This window comes from Lentzea waywayandensis (genome assembly GCF_900115955.1).
Taxonomy (GTDB): Bacteria; Actinomycetota; Actinomycetes; order Mycobacteriales; family Pseudonocardiaceae; genus Lentzea; species Lentzea waywayandensis.
In genome coordinates, this window is the sequence record NZ_FOYL01000002.1 from 1,002,572 (window position 1) to 1,025,418 (window position 22,847).

At 69.4% G+C, this 22,847-nt stretch carries 21 protein-coding genes; 11 read left to right on the forward strand and 10 right to left on the reverse strand.

Annotated features, from left to right (window positions below):
- Positions 1-19 precede the first annotated feature (19 nt).
- Positions 20-997 (forward strand): acetylxylan esterase, encoded by a 978-nt coding sequence (locus tag BM417_RS09305; RefSeq protein ID WP_093590013.1) that lies wholly within the window; start codon positions 20-22, stop codon positions 995-997.
- A gap of 15 nt (positions 998-1,012) precedes the next feature.
- Here the strand turns inward: BM417_RS09305 and BM417_RS09310 are convergent, their stop codons facing one another.
- Both BM417_RS09310 and BM417_RS09315 read right to left on the reverse strand, forming a co-directional pair.
- Positions 1,013-1,702, reverse strand: coding sequence for a glycoside hydrolase family 12 protein (locus BM417_RS09310; protein WP_093590016.1), 690 nt, complete (start codon positions 1,700-1,702; stop codon positions 1,013-1,015).
- A gap of 162 nt (positions 1,703-1,864) precedes the next feature.
- Positions 1,865-2,848 carry a LacI family DNA-binding transcriptional regulator gene (locus BM417_RS09315; RefSeq protein ID WP_093590019.1) on the reverse strand — a complete coding sequence of 328 codons (984 nt, stop codon included), beginning with the start codon at positions 2,846-2,848 and terminating at the stop codon, positions 1,865-1,867.
- 217 nt (positions 2,849-3,065) lie between these two features.
- On the opposite strand from BM417_RS09315, the gene BM417_RS09320 reads away from it, so the two are divergent.
- Entirely contained in the window at positions 3,066-4,067 is a 1,002-nt protein-coding gene (locus BM417_RS09320) for a LacI family DNA-binding transcriptional regulator (protein ID WP_093590022.1), read from the forward strand.
- Between the two features lie 213 nt (positions 4,068-4,280).
- Positions 4,281-5,189: a cellulose binding domain-containing protein gene (locus tag BM417_RS09325; protein ID WP_093590024.1), complete on the forward strand. Its 909-nt coding sequence runs from the start codon at positions 4,281-4,283 to the stop codon at positions 5,187-5,189.
- 12 nt (positions 5,190-5,201) lie between these two features.
- Here the strand turns inward: BM417_RS09325 and BM417_RS09330 are convergent, their stop codons facing one another.
- Positions 5,202-6,506: a DUF1996 domain-containing protein gene (locus BM417_RS09330; protein ID WP_093590027.1), complete on the reverse strand. Its 1,305-nt coding sequence runs from the start codon at positions 6,504-6,506 to the stop codon at positions 5,202-5,204.
- A gap of 264 nt (positions 6,507-6,770) precedes the next feature.
- Here BM417_RS09330 and BM417_RS09335 point away from each other — a divergent pair, with 264 nt between their 5' ends.
- Together BM417_RS09335 and BM417_RS09340 are read left to right on the forward strand one after the other, a co-directional pair.
- Complete coding sequence (locus tag BM417_RS09335) at positions 6,771-7,145, forward strand: hypothetical protein (RefSeq protein WP_093590030.1); 375 nt, start codon at positions 6,771-6,773, stop codon at positions 7,143-7,145.
- A 5-nt stretch (positions 7,146-7,150) separates the two neighbouring features.
- Positions 7,151-7,621 (forward strand): roadblock/LC7 domain-containing protein, encoded by a 471-nt coding sequence (locus BM417_RS09340; RefSeq protein ID WP_093591041.1) that lies wholly within the window; start codon positions 7,151-7,153, stop codon positions 7,619-7,621.
- Between the two features lie 4 nt (positions 7,622-7,625).
- Here the strand turns inward: BM417_RS09340 and BM417_RS09345 are convergent, their stop codons facing one another.
- Genes BM417_RS09345 through BM417_RS09365 form a run of 5 tightly spaced genes read right to left on the reverse strand, consistent with a single transcriptional unit; the run spans position 7,626 to position 13,260 of the window.
- Complete coding sequence (locus tag BM417_RS09345) at positions 7,626-9,167, reverse strand: glycoside hydrolase family 43 protein (protein WP_093590033.1); 1,542 nt, start codon at positions 9,165-9,167, stop codon at positions 7,626-7,628.
- Positions 9,168-9,180: 13 nt separating this feature from the next.
- The gene (locus tag BM417_RS09350; RefSeq protein ID WP_093590036.1) at positions 9,181-10,176 is read right to left on the reverse strand and encodes an endo-1,4-beta-xylanase; all 996 of its coding nucleotides are present in this window, start codon (positions 10,174-10,176) and stop codon (positions 9,181-9,183) included.
- An 18-nt stretch (positions 10,177-10,194) separates the two neighbouring features.
- Positions 10,195-11,010 (reverse strand): carbohydrate ABC transporter permease, encoded by an 816-nt coding sequence (locus BM417_RS09355; protein WP_093590039.1) that lies wholly within the window; start codon positions 11,008-11,010, stop codon positions 10,195-10,197.
- A 1-nt stretch (position 11,011) separates the two neighbouring features.
- Positions 11,012-11,983, reverse strand: coding sequence for a carbohydrate ABC transporter permease (locus tag BM417_RS09360; protein WP_093590042.1), 972 nt, complete (start codon positions 11,981-11,983; stop codon positions 11,012-11,014).
- Entirely contained in the window at positions 11,983-13,260 is a 1,278-nt protein-coding gene (locus BM417_RS09365) for an extracellular solute-binding protein (protein ID WP_093590045.1), read from the reverse strand. The genes BM417_RS09360 and BM417_RS09365 overlap by 1 nt, the downstream gene beginning before the upstream one ends.
- Before the next feature lie 122 nt (positions 13,261-13,382).
- Here BM417_RS09365 and BM417_RS09370 point away from each other — a divergent pair, with 122 nt between their 5' ends.
- The 5 genes from BM417_RS09370 (at position 13,383) to BM417_RS09390 (ending at position 20,098) form a co-directional block, all read left to right on the forward strand.
- On the forward strand, positions 13,383-14,396 hold the full coding sequence (locus tag BM417_RS09370) for a LacI family DNA-binding transcriptional regulator (RefSeq protein WP_093590048.1): 1,014 nt from the start codon (positions 13,383-13,385) through the stop codon (positions 14,394-14,396).
- Positions 14,397-14,406: 10 nt separating this feature from the next.
- Positions 14,407-16,707 carry a beta-xylosidase/alpha-l-arabinosidase gene (locus tag BM417_RS09375; protein WP_093590051.1) on the forward strand — a complete coding sequence of 767 codons (2,301 nt, stop codon included), beginning with the start codon at positions 14,407-14,409 and terminating at the stop codon, positions 16,705-16,707.
- A gap of 190 nt (positions 16,708-16,897) precedes the next feature.
- Positions 16,898-17,893 carry a TerC/Alx family metal homeostasis membrane protein gene (locus tag BM417_RS09380; RefSeq protein ID WP_093590054.1) on the forward strand — a complete coding sequence of 332 codons (996 nt, stop codon included), beginning with the start codon at positions 16,898-16,900 and terminating at the stop codon, positions 17,891-17,893.
- Between the two features lie 40 nt (positions 17,894-17,933).
- Complete coding sequence (locus tag BM417_RS09385) at positions 17,934-18,512, forward strand: TetR/AcrR family transcriptional regulator (protein ID WP_093590056.1); 579 nt, start codon at positions 17,934-17,936, stop codon at positions 18,510-18,512.
- Positions 18,509-20,098 carry a CocE/NonD family hydrolase gene (locus BM417_RS09390; RefSeq protein ID WP_093590058.1) on the forward strand — a complete coding sequence of 530 codons (1,590 nt, stop codon included), beginning with the start codon at positions 18,509-18,511 and terminating at the stop codon, positions 20,096-20,098. The genes BM417_RS09385 and BM417_RS09390 overlap by 4 nt, the downstream gene beginning before the upstream one ends.
- A 1-nt stretch (position 20,099) precedes the next feature.
- Here the strand turns inward: BM417_RS09390 and BM417_RS09395 are convergent, their stop codons facing one another.
- The gene (locus tag BM417_RS09395) at positions 20,100-21,218 is read right to left on the reverse strand and encodes a serine/threonine-protein kinase (protein WP_093590060.1); all 1,119 of its coding nucleotides are present in this window, start codon (positions 21,216-21,218) and stop codon (positions 20,100-20,102) included.
- A 174-nt stretch (positions 21,219-21,392) separates the two neighbouring features.
- On the opposite strand from BM417_RS09395, the gene BM417_RS09400 reads away from it, so the two are divergent.
- Positions 21,393-21,803 carry a hypothetical protein gene (locus BM417_RS09400; protein ID WP_143138572.1) on the forward strand — a complete coding sequence of 137 codons (411 nt, stop codon included), beginning with the start codon at positions 21,393-21,395 and terminating at the stop codon, positions 21,801-21,803.
- A gap of 1 nt (position 21,804) precedes the next feature.
- Here the strand turns inward: BM417_RS09400 and BM417_RS09405 are convergent, their stop codons facing one another.
- Positions 21,805-22,818, reverse strand: a complete 1,014-nt coding sequence (locus BM417_RS09405) for a LacI family DNA-binding transcriptional regulator (RefSeq protein WP_245821802.1) — start codon at positions 22,816-22,818, stop codon at positions 21,805-21,807.
- Positions 22,819-22,847 lie beyond the last annotated feature (29 nt).

Consider the following 22,847-nt stretch of genomic DNA (forward strand, 5'->3'; position numbering starts at 1 on the left):
CCCGCCTGAAGGAGCCTCGATGCCGCTGACGGACGCCCCACTCGACGAACTCGTCGTCTACCGCCCGGACGTGCAGGCACCACCGGACTTCGACGCGTTCTGGGAGCGGACCCTCACCGAGGCACGCGCGGCCGGCGGCCCGGTGGAGGCCGAGCGGGTCACCGACCGGCACCTGCTGCGCACCGTCGAGGTCGCCGACGTCCGCTTCCCCGGCTTCGGCGGTGACCCGGTGGCCGCCTGGCTGCTGCGCCCGCGCGACAGCGACGGCCCGCTGCCCGTCGTCGTCACGTACCTCGGCTACAGCTGCGGCCGGGGCCTGCCCACCGAGCACCTGCTGTGGTCCGCCGCCGGGTACGCCCAGCTCGTGGTCGACAGCCGCGGTCAGGGCCACGACACCCCGGACCGCGTGGCGGGCGGGGGCACCCAGTGGGCCAAGGGCTTCATGACCCGCGGCATCGACTCACCGGACGACTACTACTACCGGCGGCTCGTCACCGACTGCGTCCGCGCGGTGGACGCGGTCCCGCACCTGCCTGGGCTGGACCCGGAGCGGGTGGTCGTCGCGGGCGGCAGCCAGGGCGGAGGGCTGACCATCGCCGTCGCCGGGCTGGCGCGGGACCGCGTCGCGGCCGCGCTGCCGGACGTGCCGTTCCTGTGCCACTTCCGGCGGGGGGCCGAGATGGCCGGCGAGGGCCCGTACGTCGAGATCGCGGAGTACCTGCGCTGGCACAGCAGGCACCGGGTGGAGCCTGCCTTCACCACGCTGTCCTACTTCGACGGTGTCTGCTTCGCGCAACGGGCGACGGCGCCGGCGTTGTTCAGCGTCGGGCTGATGGACCCGATCTGCCCACCGTCCACTGTGTACGCCGCGTTCAACCACTACGCGGGCGGGGACCGGACCATGACCGTGTGGCCGTTCGCCGACCACGGTGGCGGGCACGGGTCCAACCCGGTCACGCAGCTGGAGTGGCTGCGCGACCGGGCTCTGACGCCGTGATCCCTCTGTCCGGTGTCAGCCGAAGGAGACGGAGTAGCTGTTGGTGGTGAAGTTGAGACCGCCACTGGACGACGTGATCTCGTAGCCGAACTGGACCGAGCCGACCGTGACGTCACCGAACCAGCCGCGGTTGCGGATCCAGTCCATGACCGCCTTGATGTTGACCGTGCCGGACCCGGTGTTGGACGTGCGGACGAACGAGAACACCTGGTTCGCGCCGTTCGAACCGCGGTGGACGTCCCAGGTGTGGCCGCCCACCGACACCGTCGTCTCGCGCGCCCCGATCGGGCCGACGGGGCCGACCTTGTTCATCCACAGCATGATCTCGTAGGCGTTGTTGCCGGCCCAGATGTCGTAGGCGGTCGTGTAGGCGCCGGAGTTCGGATAGGACACGTTGAAGCTGCTCGACAGGCTCCCGAGAGAGCCCAGCCGCCGGTTCACCTGCCGTTCGGAGTGCGGGTAGGCCTTGATCCCGCCGGTGTTGGGGTGGTTCGCCCAGACGCCCCAGTTGCTGTAGGAGTTGGCCCAGACCGTCTGCGGCCCGTACCCGTTGCCCCAGATGTTGTTGCGGACCGTGTAGCCGCCGTTCGACCACGTTCCCCACCTGTCCGAGGAACTCCAGGTCGCGGCGGACGCGGTGCCGGCGACCAGGGAGACCGTCAGGGCGGCCGCCAGCACGACAACAAATGCACGCACGATCTTCATCTTCGATTTTCCCTTCCGCACACCATTGAACGGAATTCGCGCCGCCCGAGAAGCCGAAGCGATTCGCTGAATTCAACCTAACATCGAAATCATCGAACACACCCGAGCGAAAAAATTCGACGAGGATTCACGGACAGGTGCGCGGCGAATCCGATTCACGCCTCACCCCGTCCGGCTGAACAGTTTCGGCGGCAGCAACGTGAGCGCCGGAGGGTGCTGCCCGCCCAGCTTGGCCATCAGCAGTTCGACCGCGCGCCGCCCCAGCACGTCGGCGGGCAGCCGCACCGAGGTCAGCCGCAGCTGTTCGGCCAGTTCGTCCGGGCAGATCGCGACCACGGCGACGTCCTCCGGCACGCGGCGCCCCTCGGCACGCAGGCACTCCACGACCAGGCCCAGCACCGCCTCGTTGTGCACGACCAGCGCGGTCATCCGCGCCAGCTCTCTGAGCAGCGTCCCGACCACCGCGCGCACGGCGTCACGGTGCCGCTCGGCGGGCAGGGCGGTCGACGCGACACCGCGCCGCATGGCCGCGGCGCTGAAACCCGCGAGCGTGCGCCGCGCGAATCCCGTGTTGCGCGCGTAGACCGCTCCCGGCGCCCCGAGGAAGCCGATGGTGCGGTGCCCGAGCTCGACGAGATGGTCGACGCACCGCGCGCCGGCCGCCTCGAAGTCCAGATCGACGCAGGTCAGGCCGTTCGCCACGGCGGGATGCCCGAGCAGGACGGCCGGGCGGCCGAGCTCGCGCAGCACCGGCACGCGCTCGTCGTCCAGCTCCACGTCCATCACCAGGAACCCGTCCACCCTGGCGGTGCCGGCGACTCGGCGGAGTCCGGCGGCGCCCTCGTCCGCGGTCACCAGCAGCACGTCCATGTCGTGCTCGCGGGCGGTGGTGACGACCGAGGAGGCGAACCGCATCACCACCGGCAGGTGCACGCCCTCCCGCAGCGGCAGAACGAGGGCCAGGACGTTCGTCCGGCTGCCGGCGAGCGCCCGCGCCCCCGCGTGCGGCTGGTAGCCGAGCAGCCGAATGCTCTCCCCCACCCGCATTCGGGTTTCGGCCGAAACCGGGCGTTTGCCGGTCAGCACGTAGGAGACCGTGCTGGGCGCGACACCCGCGTGCCTCGCCACGTCCACAATGGTGACCACGCCGACACCTCCGGTCCCGGAGCGCCCGGACAGAATTGAATCGAAGCGCTTCGAACGTGGTTTCAGAATGTGACACAGGCGAAACCCGCACGTCAAGCGCAGTGCACCTGTTCGACGAGTTCGACCGTTGTCGCGCCGGCGTTCGACAGCTGTTCGACCACACCGGTCCCACGAACTACGATGCTCGCGACGAACCGGCGCGACCCGAAGGACGGGCATGATCACGATCAAGGAGGTCGCCCACCACGCCGGCGTCTCGATGAGCACGGTCTCGTACGTGCTGAGCGGCAAGCGCAGCATCTCCGAGGAGACCAAGCGCCGCGTCGAGCAGAGCATCGTGACCCTCGGCTACCACCCGAACGCCGGGGCGCGGGCGCTCGCGTCGAACCGGTCGCGCGTGGTCGGCCTGGTCGTGCCGCTGCACTCCGACCAGAACATGCCGATCATCATGCGGTTCGTGTCGTCGATCGTGGCGCGCGCCCGTGACCACGACTACGACGTGCTGCTGCTGACCAAGGAGGCGGGCCCCGGCGAGGCCCACCGCGTCATCGCGCGGTCCATGGCGGACGCGATCATCGTGATGGACGTCGAGAGCGCGGATCCGCGCGTGCCGGAACTGCGTGACGTCGACGCGCCGGTGGTCCTGCTGGGCATGCCCGACGACCACGAGGGTCTGAGCTGTGTCGACCTCGACTTCGCCACTGCGGGAAGGCAGATGGCGGGCCATCTGGCGGATCGCGGTCACCGCTCGATCGCGCTGATCGGCTCGCCTCCCTCGGTCTACGAACGCGGCACGAGCTACGCCGCACGACTGCTGGCCGGATTCCAGGGCGAGACCGCCAAACGCGGTCTGCCCGCCTCGGTCCACTCGTGCGCGGCCGGCTTCGACGCGGTGTCCGAGTGCCTGGACGACGTGCTGCACCCGGACCGCGGCACCACCGGACTGGTGGTGCACAACGAGGCGATCCTCGGCACGTTGCTGCTCGAACTGCGGCGCCGGTCGCTGGACGTCCCCGGCGACCTGTCGGTGATCACGCTGTGCCCCGGCGACGTCGCGGAGACCCTGCCCGTCCCGCTCACCTCGATCGCCGTCCCCGCACAGGAACTGGGCGCGATCGCCGTCGAGATGGTGATGGCCCGCCTGGGCCGTGAACTCGCGCCGGAGGTCCGTCTCCTCCAGCCGCTGCTCACCGATCGCGGCAGTACCGCCTCCCGCTGAGCCCCCGCGGTAGCCGAGAAAAGCAGGCAACGTTGTTCACCATTTTCCCGCACGGCGCGCATTCGACGATATTCGACTCGAAAGCGTCGAAGAACACTTCTCATTGACGCGAAAGATCTTCCGCGTTCCTCCGAAAGGTCGTAACCTCCCGGGATCACATCGACCGTTCGGGCGTACTCCTCCTGGTGTTCGCCGCATCCCGGCAGAGGAAAAATGACACGAGCACGAGGCGACGCGCGGACCGCTCCAGGAGCCAGACCTGGCAGGTGGCCGGCGATCGCCGTGGTCCTGCTGATCGGCGTCGCCGGCTGCGGCGGGGAGCCGGCGCCCCCTGTCGTCACCTCGACGCCGCCCGCGTTCCCCTCGATCATCGAGCCTCCGCTCAAGACCGCGTACTCCGCGACCGTCCAGACCGTCGTGGACGTCCGGACCGTGCGGCTCTCCGACGGTGAGGAGGTGCGCGTCAAGGGACTCGCCGCGCCGGCCGCGTGCTGGACCGAGGCGTCCACGACGTTCGCGAAGACGATGCTGCTCGAGAAGCCCGTCGAACGGACACCGGACGGCGAACCCGTGGTGTCGCTGCGCCTGACGGACGGCACCGACTACGCGCTGCTCGCCGTCGAGATGGGCATGGCGCGCAACGAGAATCCGGACGACCGCGCGATGCGGGAGGCGGAGGCGTCCGCGACCGCCAAGCGACTCGGGCAGTGGGGGCCGCCCTGCGTCGCTCCCAGCGCCACCGCGCCACCCGCTCCCACCGCACCGGCCGCGTCCACGCCCGCCGCCCCGCAGGCGCCGAAGCCGGTGACCGGTTGTTCGGTCGCCTACGTCGTCACCCACGCCTGGCCCGGCGGGTTCCGCACCGACGTCACCCTCCGCAACACCGGTGCCGCGGAGATCAACGGCTGGACGCTGCAGTGGACGTTCGCCGGCGGGCAGACGGTGTCCGAGATGTGGAACGCGACGCCGAAGCAGACGGGCAGGGACGTCTCCGCCACCGCCGTGCCGTACAACGTCGCGATCCCGGCGGGAGAGTCGTTGCTGCTGGGCTTCACCGCGTCGGGGACCAGCACCACGCCTCGTGCCTTCACCCTCAACGGGCACGCCTGTTCACTCGCCTGACGTCCCGGTGGCTCACTCCCGGCACTTCCTCCCGGTGTTCACGCAGTCGACGAGCCTGCTCATGATCTGCTGGGACATGACGTTGGCGAAGTCGTCGTGGTCGGAGAAGGGGTTGTGCTTCTCCTCCGGGAAGGAGTCGACGGCGTACCGCCCCTGCTGCTGGACCTCGCGGGGAATGTTGTAGGTCAAGGAGATCCGCAGCTGGGGAACGGCCTTGAAGCCGTCCTTGCACTTGCCGGTGCCCGGGTCGGGGAAGACGATGTGGTCGCGGTGGTTCTTCGAGTCGGTGTTCCTGCCGTCCCAGCAGCTCGGGAAGTCGTGGACGCGCTTGACCTTGGAGCCCTTCGGGCAGACCGGGTACTTGTTGATCAGCACCTTGTCCTCGAAGCCGGTGCAGGTCCACGAGTCGCGGGCGTTCTTCGTGCCGTTGGCCGTGACCTTGGCGTCGCCGTACAGGACGCGCAGGAACTTGGGCATCGCCACGACCTTGCCGGCGGGGGAACCGCGGAAGGTCAGGTCCACGGTCTCCGGGCGCTGGATGTCGCCCTCGTTGCCGGGAAGCTCGTTCTCGCCGCCGCCGCCCTCGAGCTTGCACGGCGCCAGCTTGTCGAGGCCCTGCGGGCGCTCCGCGTTGCGGCCGATCGCGATGGCCATGCGGTCGATGGTGGCGACCCGCTTGTCCTTCAACGGTCCCACGATCGCGTTCTGGTTGAAGTTGGGATCGCGGGGGTTCTCGTTCTTGGCCAGGCGGGTGTTCGCCTCGTCGATCTGCGTCTTGAGCAGAGCCAGGTTCCGGTCTACCTCGGCCTTCGCCTGGTCGGGGACCTTGGGCAGCTTGCTCGCGACGTCGGGGCAGTTCACCGTCTTGGCTTCGTCCTCGTCGCCGTCGTTGATCCGCACCACCGGCCAGAAGTAGGCCGACCTGTCCCCGTTGCGGCAGGTGGTTCCCGCCCGCTCCAGCGAGCCGTCGGTCGAGTCGGCGTCGGTGGACAGGTTGCCGACGTAGTCGTGCAGGTGCTGCGCGCCGTTGCGGACACCCGGCTGCGCGATGAAGTTGTCCGGGTTGAAGTGCCCGTTCTCGTTGCGGCCGCAGTTCACGGTGAACGTGCCGGTCGTCGCCCCCTTCCCCGGTCTGGGTCTCTGGACGTTCGGCTTCACCTTCGTGATGTCGACGAACTGGGACTTGTCGGCGCCGTCGGCCAGGGCGGACACCTCGCCACCGCTCGAGACGGCGACCGCGAGCGCGCCCAAGGCGGTCAGGCCGAGCAGACCCGCGGTGAGCTTCACCGCGAGAGAACGTCCTTTGTAGAGGCTCATGTCACGGGGTACGTGCTGATCGCGGAAAAGGATCATTTCGACTCCGTTCGAGTCGAACAGTCGTCGAACAACGCCGTCGCGGGACCGTTTCCGTTCGGTCCTGAACGGACTGTGCACTTCGCACGTTGCTCCGAACGGGCCTGTCCCTCGCCCCGCCGCGGCGACGTAGGGTGAGTCGATCACGCGGTCTGCCAGCGAATTTCGGTGAGATTCCGGCAGATCGTCGCCGCGCGTGACCGGTCGCGTACGAGGAGAAGCAGTCGCATGAACATCGACACAGCGCTCAAAGAAGCAATGACGATCACCGGTGCCGTGGGAGCCGCGCTCGTCGACTACGACAGCGGCATGTCACTGGGCTCGATCGGTGGTGGCGACTGGCTGAACCTGGAGGTGGCCGCGGCCGGCAACACCGAGGTCGTGCGGGCCAAGCAGCGGGTGATCTCCGCGCTCAAGCTGAACGACGAGATCGAGGACATCCTCATCACCCTGCACCGCCAGTACCACCTGATCCGCCTGCTCACGACCGGAAAGCGGAGCGACTCGAAGCTGTTCCTCTACCTCGTGCTGGACCGGGAGCGCGCCAACCTCGCGCTGGCCAGGCACAGCCTCAAGGCCATCGAAGCCGACCTCACGGTGTGAGCGAGATGTCCACCCACACGCCCGGCGCACTGCCCCTGCGCCGGCGTGGTCCGTTGTCGGAGGCACCTCCCGCGCCGGAGCGGCACGTGCCGTCGAGTGCCGTCGCGAAGCTGATGACCGAGGCGCTGGAGGAGATCCACGGCAGCATCGACTCCGTGGCGATCAACGGCGTGCTGGTCGCGACGCGGGACGGCCTGGTGCTGTGCGGAGTCACGCGCGGAATCGAGGACGACGGCGTCGCCGCGATGGCCTCGGCGGCAGCGGGTCTCGCGACCCAGTTCACCTCGCAGGCCCGAGTCGGCAGCCCGCGAGCGGTGTTCTTCGAGGGCGACTCCGGGCAGGTCGGCGTGTTCGGGGTCGACGCCGACACGCTGCTGGTGGTGCTCGGCGAGCGCGACACCACAATGGGCATGTTCAACGTCGTGGCCAAACAGGCGTTGACCCTGCTGCAACAGGCGGTCGCGGCGCGCCGGTGACCGGTCAGCCGTCCAGGCGCCGGTAGGTGAAGCTGCCGAAGTCGGCCCAGGTCCCACCGGGACCGTTCGCGTACAGTCCGATGTGGACACCGGTGAACCCGCCCGCCGCCTGCGTGCTGAGCACCCGCCCGTCGAACGGCTCGCCCACCTCCCGCCACTGCCCGGCGCCGGCGGCGACCAGCGCCCGGTACTCCTGCCCGGCCGCCTCGAAGCCCAGCCGCACCGGGCCGCCGGGCAGTTGCGTCGTGGCCAGCAGTTCGTCGCGTCCACCTGCGCGGCGAACGAGGGCGACCTCGCGGTCGGCACCGAGCAGGAGCCGGACGTGGTGGTCGTTGTTCTGGAGCAGCACCAGTCCCGCGGCGTCGGCCGGGTGCGCCGGCGCGAACTCCAGCTCGCACGAGGCGTGGAAGTCCTGGTGCTGCTGGCGGCGCAGGACGAGGCTCGGCGAGGCCAGGTCGGTGATCGACTCCGGGCGCACCCTCAGCCGGAGGTGGCCGGGCCGATCGGTCAGCGACCAGAACACCTCGTCCGGTGTGCGCAGGAACATCCAGGCGGGATCGAGCACCGGTGCGTCGAAGTCGTCGGTCGGGTCGTCTTCCGGCCACGGGTGCGCGGGCAGTGCGGGGACGTCGTAGCGGGTCTCGACGCGACCGGTTCCCGGGCTGAACACCGGACCGCCCGCCTCCCAGGACACCGGCACGAGGAACGTCTCGCGGCCGAGGTTGTAGTAGTAGCCGCCGTACGGCCGGGTCGCGAGCAGCACCGCGAACCACTGATCTTCCTGCGTGCGCACCAGGTCGGCGTGCCCGACGGCCGCGATCGGGTGGTCCCGGCCGAGGTGGCGGTGGGTCAGCACCGGGTTGAGCGGCGAACCGCGATACGGCCCGGTGATGTCGTCCGCCGTCGCCACGACCACCGAGTGCTCGAAGTCGGTGCCACCCTCCGCGCACAGCAACACGTACTTACCGTCCACTTTGTATAGATGAGGTGCCTCGAGCCACACGGAGTCGCGCAGCGAGCCGCTCCACAGCACGTGTTCCTCGCCGATGAGCTCGAACCCGGCCGGGTCGAACTCCCTCAACCAGACCTCGGTCTGACCGGGCCGGCCGCCGGGCACCTCGCGGGTCGCCGTCCACCACGCGCGGCCCGTGTCGTCGAAGAACAGCGACGGGTCGAACCCGTCCGCCTCCGGCAACCACCGGGGCTCCGACCACTCCCCGGCCGGATCGGGTGCCGTCACGACGAAGTTGCCGCTCTTCGCCGCGCCGTCGACCAGCGTGCACACCACGTAGAACACGCCTTCGTGGTGCCGGATCGTCGGCGCGTACAGGCCACCGGAGGCCCGGACGCCCTGAAGCGGCAGCTGGGACGGCCTGTCCAGCACGTGCCCGAGCAGCCGCCAGTGCACCAGGTCTCTGCTGTGGTAGATCGGCAGGCCGGGGAAGTACTCGAAGGTCGAGGTGACGAGGTAGTAGTCCGATCCCGCCCGGCACACCGACGGATCGGGGTGCGAGCCGGGCAGGACCGGGTTCTCGAACTGTGTCAAGTGGACACTCCTGCTACGGGTTGAGCCTGGCGTACGCGGGCTTCGGCCTCAGGTTCTCGTCGAACAGGCAGGCCGCGCCCTCTCCGGGGAACACGTCGGGCACCCACGAGTGGCGGTCGGTGAAGCCCCAGGTGGTGAACTCGACGCACCGCCGCACCGCGTGACAGGCGTCCCAGACCTGGCCGAAGTAGCTCGCCTGCGCGTCCAGCTTCTCGGGCGTGACGGGCAACGGGATCCGCACGTCGGCCTCGGTGATCGCGACGTCCAGGCCGAGCGCGGCGAACCGGGCGATGTTCTCCTTCATGCCCGATGGGAAGCCGTACATCAGCGAGAGGTGTCCCTGGATGCCGACGCCGTGGATCGGCACGCCCTGCCGCTTCAACGACTTCACCAGTTCGAAGGTCGCGTCGCTCTTGGGGTTGAGTCCCTCGATGTTGTAGTCGTTGATGTAGAGCTTGGCCTTCGGGTCCGCCGCGTGGGCCCAGCGGAACGCGTCGGCGATGTAGCGGTCACCGAGCTTCTCCTGGAACACCGTCTGCCTGCGCGTGCCGTCCTCGTTGAACGCCTCGTTGACGACGTCCCACGCGCGGATCTTGCCGCGGTACCGGCCTGCCTCGGTCCTGATGTGGTCCTTGACCACGGCCCGCAGCTCCGCCGCCTCCAGCCCGCCCACCCAGTCGGGCAGCTGACTGTGCCAGACCAGCGTGTGCCCGCGCACGGATTTGCCGGTCTTCTTGGCGTAGGCGACGATCGCGTCCGCCCCGGACCAGTCGTACTGGCCGCGGACGGCTTCGACGACGCCCCACTTCATCTCGTTCTCGGGCGTGACGCTGTCGAACTCCCGCGTCAGAACGCTCTTGTAGTCCGCTTCCGCGTTCAGGTGCTGGACGGCCACCGCACTGCCCACGTACCTGTTCGTGACGCTCTTCAACGGCCCCGCCGCCGAGGCGGGAACTGTCTGGGACAGCACCACCAGAACGGCGATGCCGGCCGCTAATCGGGTTCGCATGAATCACTCCCTTGTGAGTCAGCCCTTCACTGAACCGGTGAGTCCCCCGACCATGCGGCGTTCGGCGAGCACGAAGAACGTGAGCGCGGGGATCATGGACAACGCGGTGAAGGCGAGGACTTTCGCGGTGTCCTGGGTGTGCTCGGACTGGAACATCGCCACGCCGAGCGGCAGCGTGAAGTTCGTGGAGTCGTTGAACACCAGCAACGGCAGCAGGTAGAAGTTCCAGCTGGTGACGAACGCGAGCACCGACACCGTGATCAGCGCGGGCCGCGACAGGGGCAGCAGGATCCGCCAGAAGAAGCCGAGTTTGGCCGCGCCGTCGAGCAGCGCGGCGTCCTCCAGCTCACCGGGGATCGCGTGCATGAACGGCCGCAGGATCACGATCGTCACCGGCAGCGAGAACGCCGCCTCCGGGATCGCGACACCGAGTGGGTTCTCCAGCAGGTTCAGCTCGCGCAGCCACAGGTACAGCGGCAACGTCGCCACGCCGAGCGGGAACAGCAACCCGAGCGTGAACAACGTGTAGAACGCCTCGCGCCCCTTGAACGCGTACCGGGACAACGCGAACGCCGCCATCGACCCGAGCACGACCGCCAGCGTCGTCGCGATCACCGCGATCAGCGCGCTGTTGCCGAGCAGCCGCCAGAACTGCACGGAGGTCGCCACTTCGAAGTAGTTGTCCCAGACGAACGGACCGGGCAGACCGGCCGGTGACGAGTTGATCTGTGCGGTGGTGCGGAAACCGCCCAGCACCACGAAAAGCAGTGGAACCACCGTCATGCCGATGACGGCGAACGCGGCGAGGTAGCCGACGGTGTTGCGACGTGCCATGTCAGCGAGCTCCCGTCAACGCGCCGGCGGTGTCGCGACGCAGCGCGAACCGCTGGTAGAACAACGCGAACACGAAGCAGATGATGAACAGGATCACCGCGACCGCGCTGCCGAACCCGAACTCGTACCGCTTGAAACCGTGGTCGACCAGGTAGGTCGCCATCGTCGTGGACGCGTTGGCCGGTCCGCCCAAAGTCATGATCCAGACCAGGTCGAACAGCTGCAGCGACCCGATCACGGACAGGAAGATCCAGATCCTGATCGTCGGTCCCAGCAACGGGAGCACGACGTGCCGGGTGGTCTGCCAGGCACTGGCGCCGTCGAGCGCGGCGGCCTCCCGCAACTCGGCCGGCACGCCCTGCAGTCCGGCCAGCAGCAGGATCACGCCGAACCCGATGTACTTCCACGTGATCACCACGAAGAGCGTGTAGAGCACGAGCGACTGGTCGGCGAGCCACAGCTGCACGAGACCGCCCAGGCCCACACCGCGCAGGATCTCGTCGACGAACCCTCCCGGCTGCAACATGAGCAGCCAGATCACCGCGGTCACCGCCTCGGACAGCACGTACGGCGCGAACACCACCATCCGCAGGAACGTCCGGCCGCGCAGCTTCCGGTTGAGCAGCAACGCGAGTCCGATGCTCAACGGCAGCTGCACGACGACGGACAGCACGGCGATGATCAGGTTGTGCCCGATGGCGCCCTGGAAGACGTCACCGGAGAAGGCGTCGACGTAGTTGTCGAGCCCCACGAAGTCCGTGAGCGGGCCGAAGCCGTTCCACGAGTAGAGGCTGTAGTACCCGGCGACGCCGATCGGGATCAGGACGAACCCGATGAACAGCAGCAAAGCCGGGGTCAGCAGGAACGCGAGTTCGAGGCGGGGGCGGAGTCGGGACCGCCGCCGGGTGCCCCCGGCCGCTGGCGCGTGCGGCACGGGGGCGGTCGGCGGCCGCGTGGTGATCGCGGCACTCATCATTTGTTCCCGGCTGCTGCTTCGCTCACCGATTTCACGATGGTGTCGGGTCCGCCCTGGCCCGCGAAGAAGTTCGCGATGGTGTCGTTGAGGGCCTGACCGACCTTGGTCGGGAACGCGGTGTCGAAGTAGAACTGGACGTGCGACGCCTTGGTCATGGCCGCGGCGATCGTCTTGTGCGGCTCGCTCTTGAGCGCGGCCACCCCGGCAGGGGTCACCGGCAGACCGGAGTTGGTCTCGGCGAGGATCTTCTGCACGTCGTCGCCGACGAGGTGCCCGAGGAACTCCGCGCACGCCTTGGCCGCGCGAGTGGTGCAGGAGAACCCGTCACCACCGCCGAGCAGCACGCTCGGATCGCCCTGCCCACCCGGCACGCTGGGGAACGGGAACCAGCCGATCTTCGAGCCGATCTCCTTGTCCTCGGTGAGCGCCTGCATGACGTCCGGGTTCCAGTCGCCCTGCAGCTCCATGGCCGCCTTGCCATTGGCCACCAGGCCCGCCGAGCTGCCCGCACCCTGCTGAGCGGGCGTCCCGACGAACCCGTCCTGGAACGGTTTCGTGTCCAGGAAACTCTTGAGGTTCTCGCCCGCCTTGAGGAAGCACGGGTCGGTGAGCTCGGTCTTCTCGACCGCCTTCTTCAGCGTGTCGACCGAGCACTGGCGCACCGCGAAGTAGGCCCAGTAGAACGCGTCGGGCCAGCGGTCCTTGCCGCCGAGCGCGATCGGCACGACGCCCGCGGTCTTCAGCTTCGTGACCGCCGCGTTCAGTTCGTCCACAGTGGTCGGTGTCGCGGTGATTCCCGCGGTGGCGAAGATGTCCTTGCGGTACCAGAACCCGACCGCGTGCATCAGGTACGGCGCACCGTACTGCTTGCCGCCGACCTTCCAGCCGTCGGCGTTCTTGGCCAGCGGGCCGATCCAGCCCGACGAGGCCTGCGTGATGTCGGCGATCTTGCCGGACTTCAGCTGGTCGGCGAGCGCTCCGCCACCCCACTGCTGGAAGAGGTCCGGCGGGGTGTTGCCCTGCAGGGCAAGGGGCACCTTGGTCTGGAACTGCTCGTTCTGCAGCGGTTCGATCGTGAACGAGGTGTTCGGGTGGGTCTTGTGGAAGTCGTCGGCGATCTGCTGCCACTTCGACTTCATGGGCTCGGTGGTCCGGTTGTGCCACCAGGTGAGCGTGACGGGACCTTCGGTGGAGGCGTCACCGCCGCCACCGCTGCACCCTGCCAGCGCGAGTGCCGCGGCGGCGAAGAGGGCAAGGGGCTTTCTGGAACGCATTTGGGGTCCACTCCTGACGACGTCGGCCGAGTTGGACTGCGTGTGTTGGGGCCAGAGACTCCCGCCAAATCGGCCTCGTGTCAATCGTTGTCGATAACGTTTTACACGGCTAGCCTGACCCGGTGCCTCCACGCTCTCGCGTCACGATCAAGGACGTCGCCGCTCAGGCCGGCGTCTCGGTAGCCACCGTGTCCAAGGTGCTCAACCAGCGGTACGGCGTCTCCGCGGAGACGTTCGCGCGGGTCACGGCCGTGATCAAGGATCTGGGGTACGAGGCGAGCCTGGTCGCGCAAAGCCTGCGCAACCACCGCACGAACGTCATCGGGATCCTGGTCGCCGACATCGAGCCGTTCAGCACCGAACTGCTCAAGGGCGCGGCGGATGCCATCCGCGGCACCGGTTTCGAGCTGGTGGTGTACTCGGCGGGCGGTCGCACCGGCGACCCGCAGGGCTGGGAACAGCGCTACCTGACCCGGCTGAGCGGCACCCTCGTCGACGGCGCCGTGCTGGTCACGCCGGCCGTCGATCTCGAAGGCCTGCCCGGCACCCCCGTCGTCGCCGTCGACCCGCACACCGGGCGCGCGGCGCTGCCCACGGTCGACTCCGACAACCTGCACGGCGGACGGCTCGCGACCGAGCACCTGCTCGCACTCGGCCACCGCCGGATCGGGCTGCTCACCGGCCGCGCGGACCTGAAGTCCGCGCAGCAGCGCGAAACCGGCTACCGGGGAGCACTCGCCAGCGCGGGCGTCGAGGTCGACGAGAGCCTGGTCTGCCGGGGCGACTACGACGCGGACGTGGCCGCCGCGTCCACGCGCTCCCTGCTGAGCCGCCCCCACCGGCCGACCGCCATCTTCGCCGCCAACGACACCACCGCCATCGCGGCCATCGACGCCGCCCGCGAGCTCGGCCTGCGGGTGCCGGAGGACCTGTCGGTGGTCGGCTTCGACAACATCCCCGAGTCCGCGCTGTGCACGCCGCCGCTCACGACGGTGCAGCAGCCGATCCGCGAGATGGGCCACCGCGCCGTCGAGTTGCTGGTGCGGCTGATCAACGGCACCGAGCCCGGCGACACCCACATCACCCTGGGCACCGAGCTGGTCGTCCGGCAGTCGACCCGCCCCCTGACTCCGTGAGGTTGTTCCCGTGACGACAGAAGCCACCGCGCCGGACGAGCTCTGGCGCGACCCGCACGCCCCTGTTGCCGACCGCGTGCGCGATCTCATCGCACGGATGACGCCGCAGGAGAAGATCGCGCAGTTGCAGGGCATCTGGGTCGGCATCGACGCCGCTGGCGAGATGGCACCGCACCAGCACGAGTTCGCCGTGGCACCACAGGACTTCGACGAGGCGACCAAGCACGGCATCGGTCAGCTCACCCGCGTCTTCGGCACCCGGCCGATCGCGCCGGAGGTCGGCGCGCGTTCGCTGGCCCGCACCCAGCGCCAGGTCGTCGGGTCGAGCCGCTTCGGGATTCCCGCCGTGGTGCACGAGGAGTGCCTCACCGGACTGGCCGCGTGGCAGGCGACGGTGTACCCGTCCCCGCTGTGCTGGGGCGCGACCTTCGAACCGGACCTGGTGCGGCGCATGGCCGCGCGGTTCGGTGACTCGATGCGCCGCCTCGGGATCCACCAGGGCCTGGCGCCCGTCCTGGACGTCGCACGCGACCTGCGCTGGGGCCGGGTCGAGGAGACCATCGGCGAGGACCCGCACCTCGTCGGCACCATCGGCGCCGCCTATGTCGAGGGCCTGGAATCGGCTGGAATCGTGGCCACTTTGAAGCACTTCGCCGGCTACTCGGCCTCCCGCGCGGGACGCAACCTCGCGCCGGTGTCGATCGGGCCGCGCGAACTGGCGGACGTGATCCTGCCGCCGTTCGAGATGGCACTGCGCGCCGGTGCCCGGTCGGTGATGAACTCCTACGCCGACAACGACGGCGTCCCCGTCGCCGCCGATCCGTCGATGCTCACCGCGTTGCTGCGCGACGAGTACGGCTTCACCGGCACCGTGGTCGCCGACTACTTCTCGGTGGCGTTCCTGCACAAGCTGCACGGTGTCGCCGCGGGCCGTGAAGAGGCGGCCGCACAGGCGCTGGCAGCCGGGATCGACGTCGAACTGCCCACTGTGGACTGTTACGGCGAACCCCTGCTCGAAGGCCTCTACTTCGACCGGGTGGACATGCCGCTCGTCGACAGGGCGTTGTCCCGTGTGCTGACGCAGAAGTTCGGCCTGGGCCTGCTCGACCCGGACTACTCCCCCGCCCCCGACGCGGACCTCACCGTGGACGACCCGGAGTCCCGCGCGCTCGCCCGCGAGGTGGCCGAACGCTCGATCGTGTTGCTGCACAACGACGGCGTGCTGCCGTTGTCCGGCAAGCGACTGGCCGTGGTCGGCCCGCGCGCGGACGAGCCCGGCGCGATGATGGGCTGCTACTCGTTCCCGATGCACGTCGGCGTGCACCACCCGGACGTCGAGATGGGCATCGAGGTCACCACCGTGCTGGAGGCGTTGCGCGCGGACCACGACGTGACGTTCGCACGCGGATGTCCGGTGCTCGGCGGAACCGACGACGACATCGCCGAAGCCGTCGAGGCCGCGCGGCAGTCGGAGATCTGCGTCGTGGTGCTGGGCGACAAGGCGGGCCTGTTCGGCAAGGGCACGTCCGGTGAGGGCTGCGACGTCGCCGACCTGAAGTTGCCCGGCCGTCAGGAGGAACTGCTGGAGGCGGTGCTCGACACCGGCATGCCTGTGGTGCTCGTGCTGCTGTCGGGCCGGCCCTACGACCTGTCCCGGCAGGCCGACCGGCTTGCCGCCGTCGTGTGCGGCTTCTACCCCGGGCAGGAGGGCGCGGCGGCACTCGCGGGTGTCCTCAGTGGACACGTCAACCCGTCCGGCCGGCTCCCGGTCAGCTTCCCCGGCGCCGGATCCACCCAGCCCTCCACGTACCTGAGCGCCAAGCTGGGCACCCGCAGCGAGGTCAGCACGGTCGACCCGACCCCGCTGTTCCCGTTCGGTCACGGACTCTCCTACGCGCCCGCCACGTGGGTGACGGCGGGCTCCGAGGAACGCGAGTGGCCGACTGACGGCATCTGCAGCGTGCACGTGGTCGTGCGCAACGACATGGACATCGCGACCACCGAGGTCGTCCAGATCTACCTGCACGACCCGGTCGCGGAGGTCGCGCGGCCAGTCCGGCAGCTCATCGGCGCGGTGAAGGTGGACCTCGCTCCCGGCCAGACCCGCACCGTCACCGCACGGCTGCACGCGGACCTCACCTCCTACACCGGCCGCGCGGGCCACCGCCAGGTCGATCCCGGTGACGTCGAGCTCCACGTCGGCACGTCGAGCGCGAACATCCACACCGCGCTGAAGCTCACGCTGACCGGGCCCGCCCGGCGCGTCGGGTTCGACCGCACCGCGACACCGGAGTTCACCGCGAGTTCCTAGCGGCGCGGCCCTCGGACGTTGGCGGGCCTGTTCACGCTCAGCAGGACGCCTCGCGGCACCGCCCCCACGCCCCCATACGGTCCGGGCGACACCACGACGCACCCATCTGACCGCGAGTTCCTGGCGGTCGTCCCTCTGGCGGACCGGTAACGTCCACTGCGGACGGACCGGGCTGCCAGAGGGGTGTTCTGTGCTGGAGATCAGCGGACTGACGTGGGCGATGACGATCGGGGTGATCGTCGTGCTGCTGGCGGCCGACCTCGTGCTCGCGGCGTGGCGGCCGCACCGGATCGGCTTCCGCGAGGCGAGTCTGTGGTCGGTGTTCTACATCCTCGTCGCCATCGGCTTCGGCGTGTGGTTCGCCAGCGCGCACGGCGGCGGGTTCGGCGCGGAGTACTTCGCCGGCTACATCGTCGAGAAGAGCCTGTCGGTCGACAACCTCTTCGTCTTCGTGATCATCATGACCACGTTCCTGGTGCCCGAGGAGCACCAGCACAAGGTGCTGACGTTCGGCATCGTGCTCGCGCTGATCATGCGCGGCATCTTCATCGCGGTCGGCGCGACGCTGCTGTCGTTGTTCTCGTTCATGTTCCTGCTGTTCGGCCTGCTGCTGATCTTCACGGCCGTGCAGCTCTTCCGGCACCGCGACGAGGATCCCGACGTCGAGAACAACATCGTCGTGAAAACCGCGCGCAAGCTCCTGCCCGTCACGGACGACTACGTCGGCGGCAGGATCTTCACCCGCGTCGACGGCAAGCGGTTCGCCACTCCGCTGTTCGTCGTGCTGGTCGCGATCGGCGGCGTCGACCTGCTCTTCGCGCTCGACTCGATCCCTGCGGTGTTCGGCGTGACCGAGGAGCCCTACATCGTGTTCACCGCCAACGCGTTCGCGCTGCTCGGCCTGCGCGCGTTGTTCTTCCTCGTCAAGGGCCTGCTGGACCGGCTGGTGTACCTGTCGGCCGGGCTCGCGATCATCCTCGCGTTCATCGGCGTCAAGCTGATCCTGCACTGGGCGCACGTGGACATCTCCGCGAGCGTGCCCGAGGTGCCGACGCCGCTCAGTCTCGGCGTGATCATCGCGATCCTGGTGATCGTGACCGTCGCCAGCCTGGTCAAGACGCGCAACGACCCGTCGGCCAAGGCTCACCCCGGTTCGCTGCGCGGCCACCGCGACGAAGATAAGTAACACTTGACTACTTAGTAACAACTGTTACACGATCTGGCGCATGGATCTGAGCGAGGTCGAGCCCGCACGCGACCGCCGGGTGCGCCGCACTCGCGCGGCCGTGTTGCGGGCCGTGGTCGACCTGGTCACCGAGCGGGGCACGGCGGCGATCACCGTGTCCGAGATCGCCGAGGCGGCCGACGTCAGCAGGCGGGTCGTCTACCAGCACTTCGGCGACCTCGACTCGCTGCTGCTGGAGGCGGGGCTCGACCTCGCGCGGCGTGAGCTGCTGCCCAGGCTCACCGGCTTCAGCCAGGCGGTGGACCCGCGGGCCGAGACCCTCGCCGTGGCCAGTCACTTCGCCGACCACCGGGTGTTCTACGGCGCGCTGCTCACCGGTTCGTGCGCGTTCGCGCTGGACCGCGGGCTCATCAGCCTGCTCCTGCCGATCAACCGGCAGGCCGTCGAGCACGTGCACGGCGACCGGCTCTCCGAGCAGGCCGTCGACGACCTCGCCGCGTTCGTCACGGGCGGCGCCGGGTCGTTCGTCACGTCCTGGGTGGTCGCGGGAGCGCCCGATCCGGAGACCTTCACCGACCGGCTGATCAGCGTGATCTCACTACTCCTGGAGCCCCGATGATCAGCCTTCTTCTTCAGCGCGGCCTGAAGCTCTCACCGCCGCTGACCCGCGACGTGGTGGTGCAACGAGATCTGCGCGTCCCGATGCCCGACGGCGTGGACCTGCTCGCGGACCGGTGGACGCCACGCTCCGGCGGCGACGGGCTGCCGACGGCGTTGATCCGCTCCCCGTACGGCCGGCGCATGTTCGGCACGATCCTGGCGCGGCCGCTGGCCGAGCGCGGCTACCAGGTGGTGATCCAGAGCGTGCGCGGCGGTTTCGGTTCCGGCGGCACGTTCGACCCGATGCGCCAGGAACGCGCGGACGGCCTCGCGACGCTCGACTGGCTGGTGGAGCAGCCGTGGAGCGACGCGATCGTGCTCTACGGGCTGAGCTACCTCGGCCACGTGCAGTGGGCGGTCGCCGACCAGCTGCCGTCCCAGGTCAAGGCGATGATCCCGGTGGTCACGGAATCCGCTTTGACGCTGGAGTTCCTGCGCACCGACGGCCTGTCCTTGGAGACGCCGTTCGAGTGGGGTGTGCTGGTCGGCACCCAGCAACGCCCGCTGGCGATGCTGCGCAAGACGTTCCAGGACAAGAAGACCGCGCGAGCACTGCGGACGCTTCCGTTGCGAGAAGCGGACATCGCGGCGTTCGGCTCGCGCTCCGGCTACATCCAGGACATCCTCACGCACGACGCCGGCTCTGCGCGCTGGGAGGGGTTCGACCACAGCCACCGGGTCGCCGGTGTGACCGTGCCGGTCAGCTCCATCGGCGGCTGGTACGACATCTTCCTGCCCGGTCAGCTGCGCGACTTCCAGGCGTTGCAGGACAACGGCCGTTCCCCGAGGCTGACCGTCGGTCCGTGGACCCACACGGAGGTCATGGCCGCACCGGTCGGCGAAGCCGTGGAGTTCGGTCTCGCGCACGCCCGCGGTGAGGAACCACCTCCCCGTGCCGCGGTCCGGCTGTACGTGATGGGTGAGGACGCTTGGCGTTCGTTCGACTCCTGGCCGCCCTCCGGCTACTCGCCCACGCGCTTCCACCTGGGTTCGGGCGGCGCACTCGGTTCGGCGACGCCTGACGAGTCCTCAGTGGACACCTTTCGCTACGACCCGGCCGATCCCACCCCGGCGTCCGGCGGTGTGCGCCTGGCGCGGGACGGCGGTCGTGTGGACAACACCGCCCTGGAGGCCCGGCCGGACGTGCTCACCTACACCACGCCCGTGCTCGACCAGGACGTCGAGGTGATCGGTGAGGTCAGCGCGGAGATCTGGTTCTCCTCGTCACTCGCGCACGCCGACGTGTTCGTCCGGCTTTGTGATGTCGACGAGGCCGGGCGCTCGTGGAACGTGTGCGACGGCCTGGTGACCCTGACTTCGGCGGAAGAACCGCAGTGCGCCGCTGTCCGGTTGTGGCCGACGGCGTACCGATTCCGGCGCGGGCACCGCATCCGGGTGCAGGTCTCCAGCGGCGCGTTCCCCCGGTACGCCCGCAATCCCGGCACCGGCGAACCGCAGGCGACGGCCACGACGATGATCGCGGCGCAGCAGACGGTCCACTGTGGACCAGCGCACCCGTCCTCGATCACCCTTCCCCTGCGCTGAGTCAGTTCCCGTCCCGCTTGCCCTTCCCCTTGCCGGAGTTGCCTTTACCGCTGTTGTCCGGCTTGTCCCTGTCCACGGCCTGGACCGGCGGCGCGACTGCCGGAGCGGTCGGCTGCACCACGACGGGCGTGGGGACGAACTCCGCCGTGCGCGGCTGGGTCGAGGCGGGCGAGGTGGTCTCCGGCGGCTCCGAACCCGTTGACGTGGCGCTGTTCCAGGCGCTGATCCCCGTGCCGATCGCCGAGATCAGCACCACGATCGAGGCGGCCGCGAGCAGTCCGCGTGAACGGGGCGGCCGAGGTGGTGCCGTCACGAGAGTCGGCGGGTCCGACGCCGGCGTGAGCAGAGCCTTCGCGCACTCGCGAGCGGAGGGACGGCGGGCCGCGGTCAGGGACGTCATCCTGGACAGCAACCGCACGAGGTCGAACGGCAGGTCGTCCGGCACCTCCGGTGGCCGGTGCAGCCGGGCGACGGCGGCCTCGACCTCCGCGCCCTCGTACTCACGGCGTCCAGTCAGGCACTCCAGCAGCACCAGCCCCAGCGCGTAGACGTCGGTCGCCGCGGTGACCTCCTGGCCGCGCACCTGTTCCGGGGCGAGGTAGGCGGCCGTGCCGACGACGTGACCAGTCCTGGTGAGACTCGCGCCGCCGTTGAAGCGCACCAGGCCGAAGTCGGCCAGGCGCGGCTGGTCTTCGGCGTCGAGCAGGATGTTGGAGGGCTTGACGTCACGGTGGACCAAGCCGCGCGCGTGCACGTGAGCCAGTGCGTCGGCCAGTGCCGCACCCACCCGGCGCACGTCCTCGACGGCCATCGGCCCTTTCGAGGCGCGCTCGCGCAGTGTGCTGCCCTCGATGAGTTCCAGCACCACGTACGGCGTCTCGCCGCCTGGATCCGCGTCGTAGACCGTGACCAGGCCCGGATGCGACAGGCCCGCGAGAGCGCAGATCTCGTTGTCGATCCGTTGTGCGTCCGCCAGGTCCTCGCCCGGCCGGAACAGCTTGATCGCGACGTCCCGCGCCAGCAGGACGTCCCTGGCCCGGCGGACCTGCGCGACCCCGCCCGTGCCGAGCACCTCGCCCAGCCGGTACCGGTCGGCGAGAAGAACACTGTCCGGCGGCATGGGCGGGCCTTTCCGTTCGGGCGGGACCACCGGTGGGTGCCCACCAGACCGGTGATCCAACCCATGCGGACCGGATTCGCGATGATCAATGGCCCCTCGCACCGCCTGAGACCTCGTGGCTAATGTCGGCGTGCGGCCGCATTCCGCCCTTCCACAAGAACGAGGTGAACAATCGTGCGTGCAATTTCGGCGTTCGTGCTGACCGCGGCCGCGATACTGGCCACCGCATTGCCGGCGTCGGCGGCACAGATCGAGGCGGCCGTGGCTCTCGCACCGCAGGCCAGGCTGGAGGCGCGGGGCGTCGCCGTCGTCGTGCCGACCCGCGTGATGTGCCAGAACGGCGCCACCGGGTCGTTGTGGGTGCAGGTCACGCAGAACGTGCGGGGTGACCTCGCGATCGGCGACAAGTACACGTCGAGCGTTCCGTGCACCGGCGACTACCACAAGGTCGACGTGACCGTGGTGTCGCGCACGAAGGCGTTCCGCCAGGGCATCGCATTCACTTCCGCCTCCCTGAACGTCTACCTTCCGCCGGACAGTTCGAGGATTGTGGAAAACGACAGGGAAATGATGCTCGTCAGGTAACTCACGCCCGCCGTTTGACCGCGGTGGAGGCGCGGACCACGAGCTCCGGCTGGAACTTCACGTGCCGGTGCTCGTGGTCCGGCTCGTTCTCCGTCAGCAGCAGCTGGGCGGCGGTGCGGCCGAGCTGCTCACGCGGCTGGCGCACCGAAGTCAGTGGAACGGCGGCGGCCGCGGCGAACTCGATGTCGTCGTAGCCGACGACGGCCAGGTCGTCCGGCACGCGCAGGCCCTGCTGCGTCATCGACTGGAGCAGACCGAGCGCGAGCAGGTCGTTGGCGCAGAACGCCGCCGTGGGACGGCGCGAGGCGGGCAGGCCCACGAGCCTCTCCCCCGCGCCCCGGCCTTCCGCCACCTGCAGGCTCTTGGTTTCGAGGAACGTGAGCGCGTCAGCAGGGAGCCCCGCATTTGTGAGCGCTCGCATCGCACCCTCACGCCGGTCACGCACCTGCTGGATGGACAGCGGGCCGCCGACCATCGCGATGCGGGTGTGGCCGTTCTCGATCAGGTGGGTGACCGCCAGTTCGCCGCCGAGCACGTCGTCCACGGCCACCGAGCAGCGCGTGCCGTCCGTCGCCTCGCGGTCGACCAGCACGACGGGCGTGCCGCGTTCGGCGATCTGCGCGCACTCCGCGTCGACCGGGGTGATCAGGATGCCCTCGACGCGTTGTTCGTGCAGCAGCTCCAGGTACTCGCGTTCGCGGCCGTCGTCCGACGCGCTGTTGCACAGGAACAGGGCGAGGCCCGCCTCCCGCGCCGCGTCCTCGACACCGCGCGCCACGTCCGTGAAGAACGGGTTCGCCGCGTCGAGCACGACGTAGGCGATCACCCGGCTGCGGCCCGCGCGGAGCTGACGCGCGGACTCGTTGCGCACGAAGCCGAGTTCCTCGATGGCGGCCAGCACCCGCTGGCGCGTGGCGGGAGCGACGACGTCGGGCCGGTTCAGCACGTTCGAGACGGTCGCGTTGGACACGCCGGCGTGCTGCGCGACGTCGCGGATGCCCACTGACGGCTTCACCGGCGGCTCCTTTGTTGAAACGTGACAAC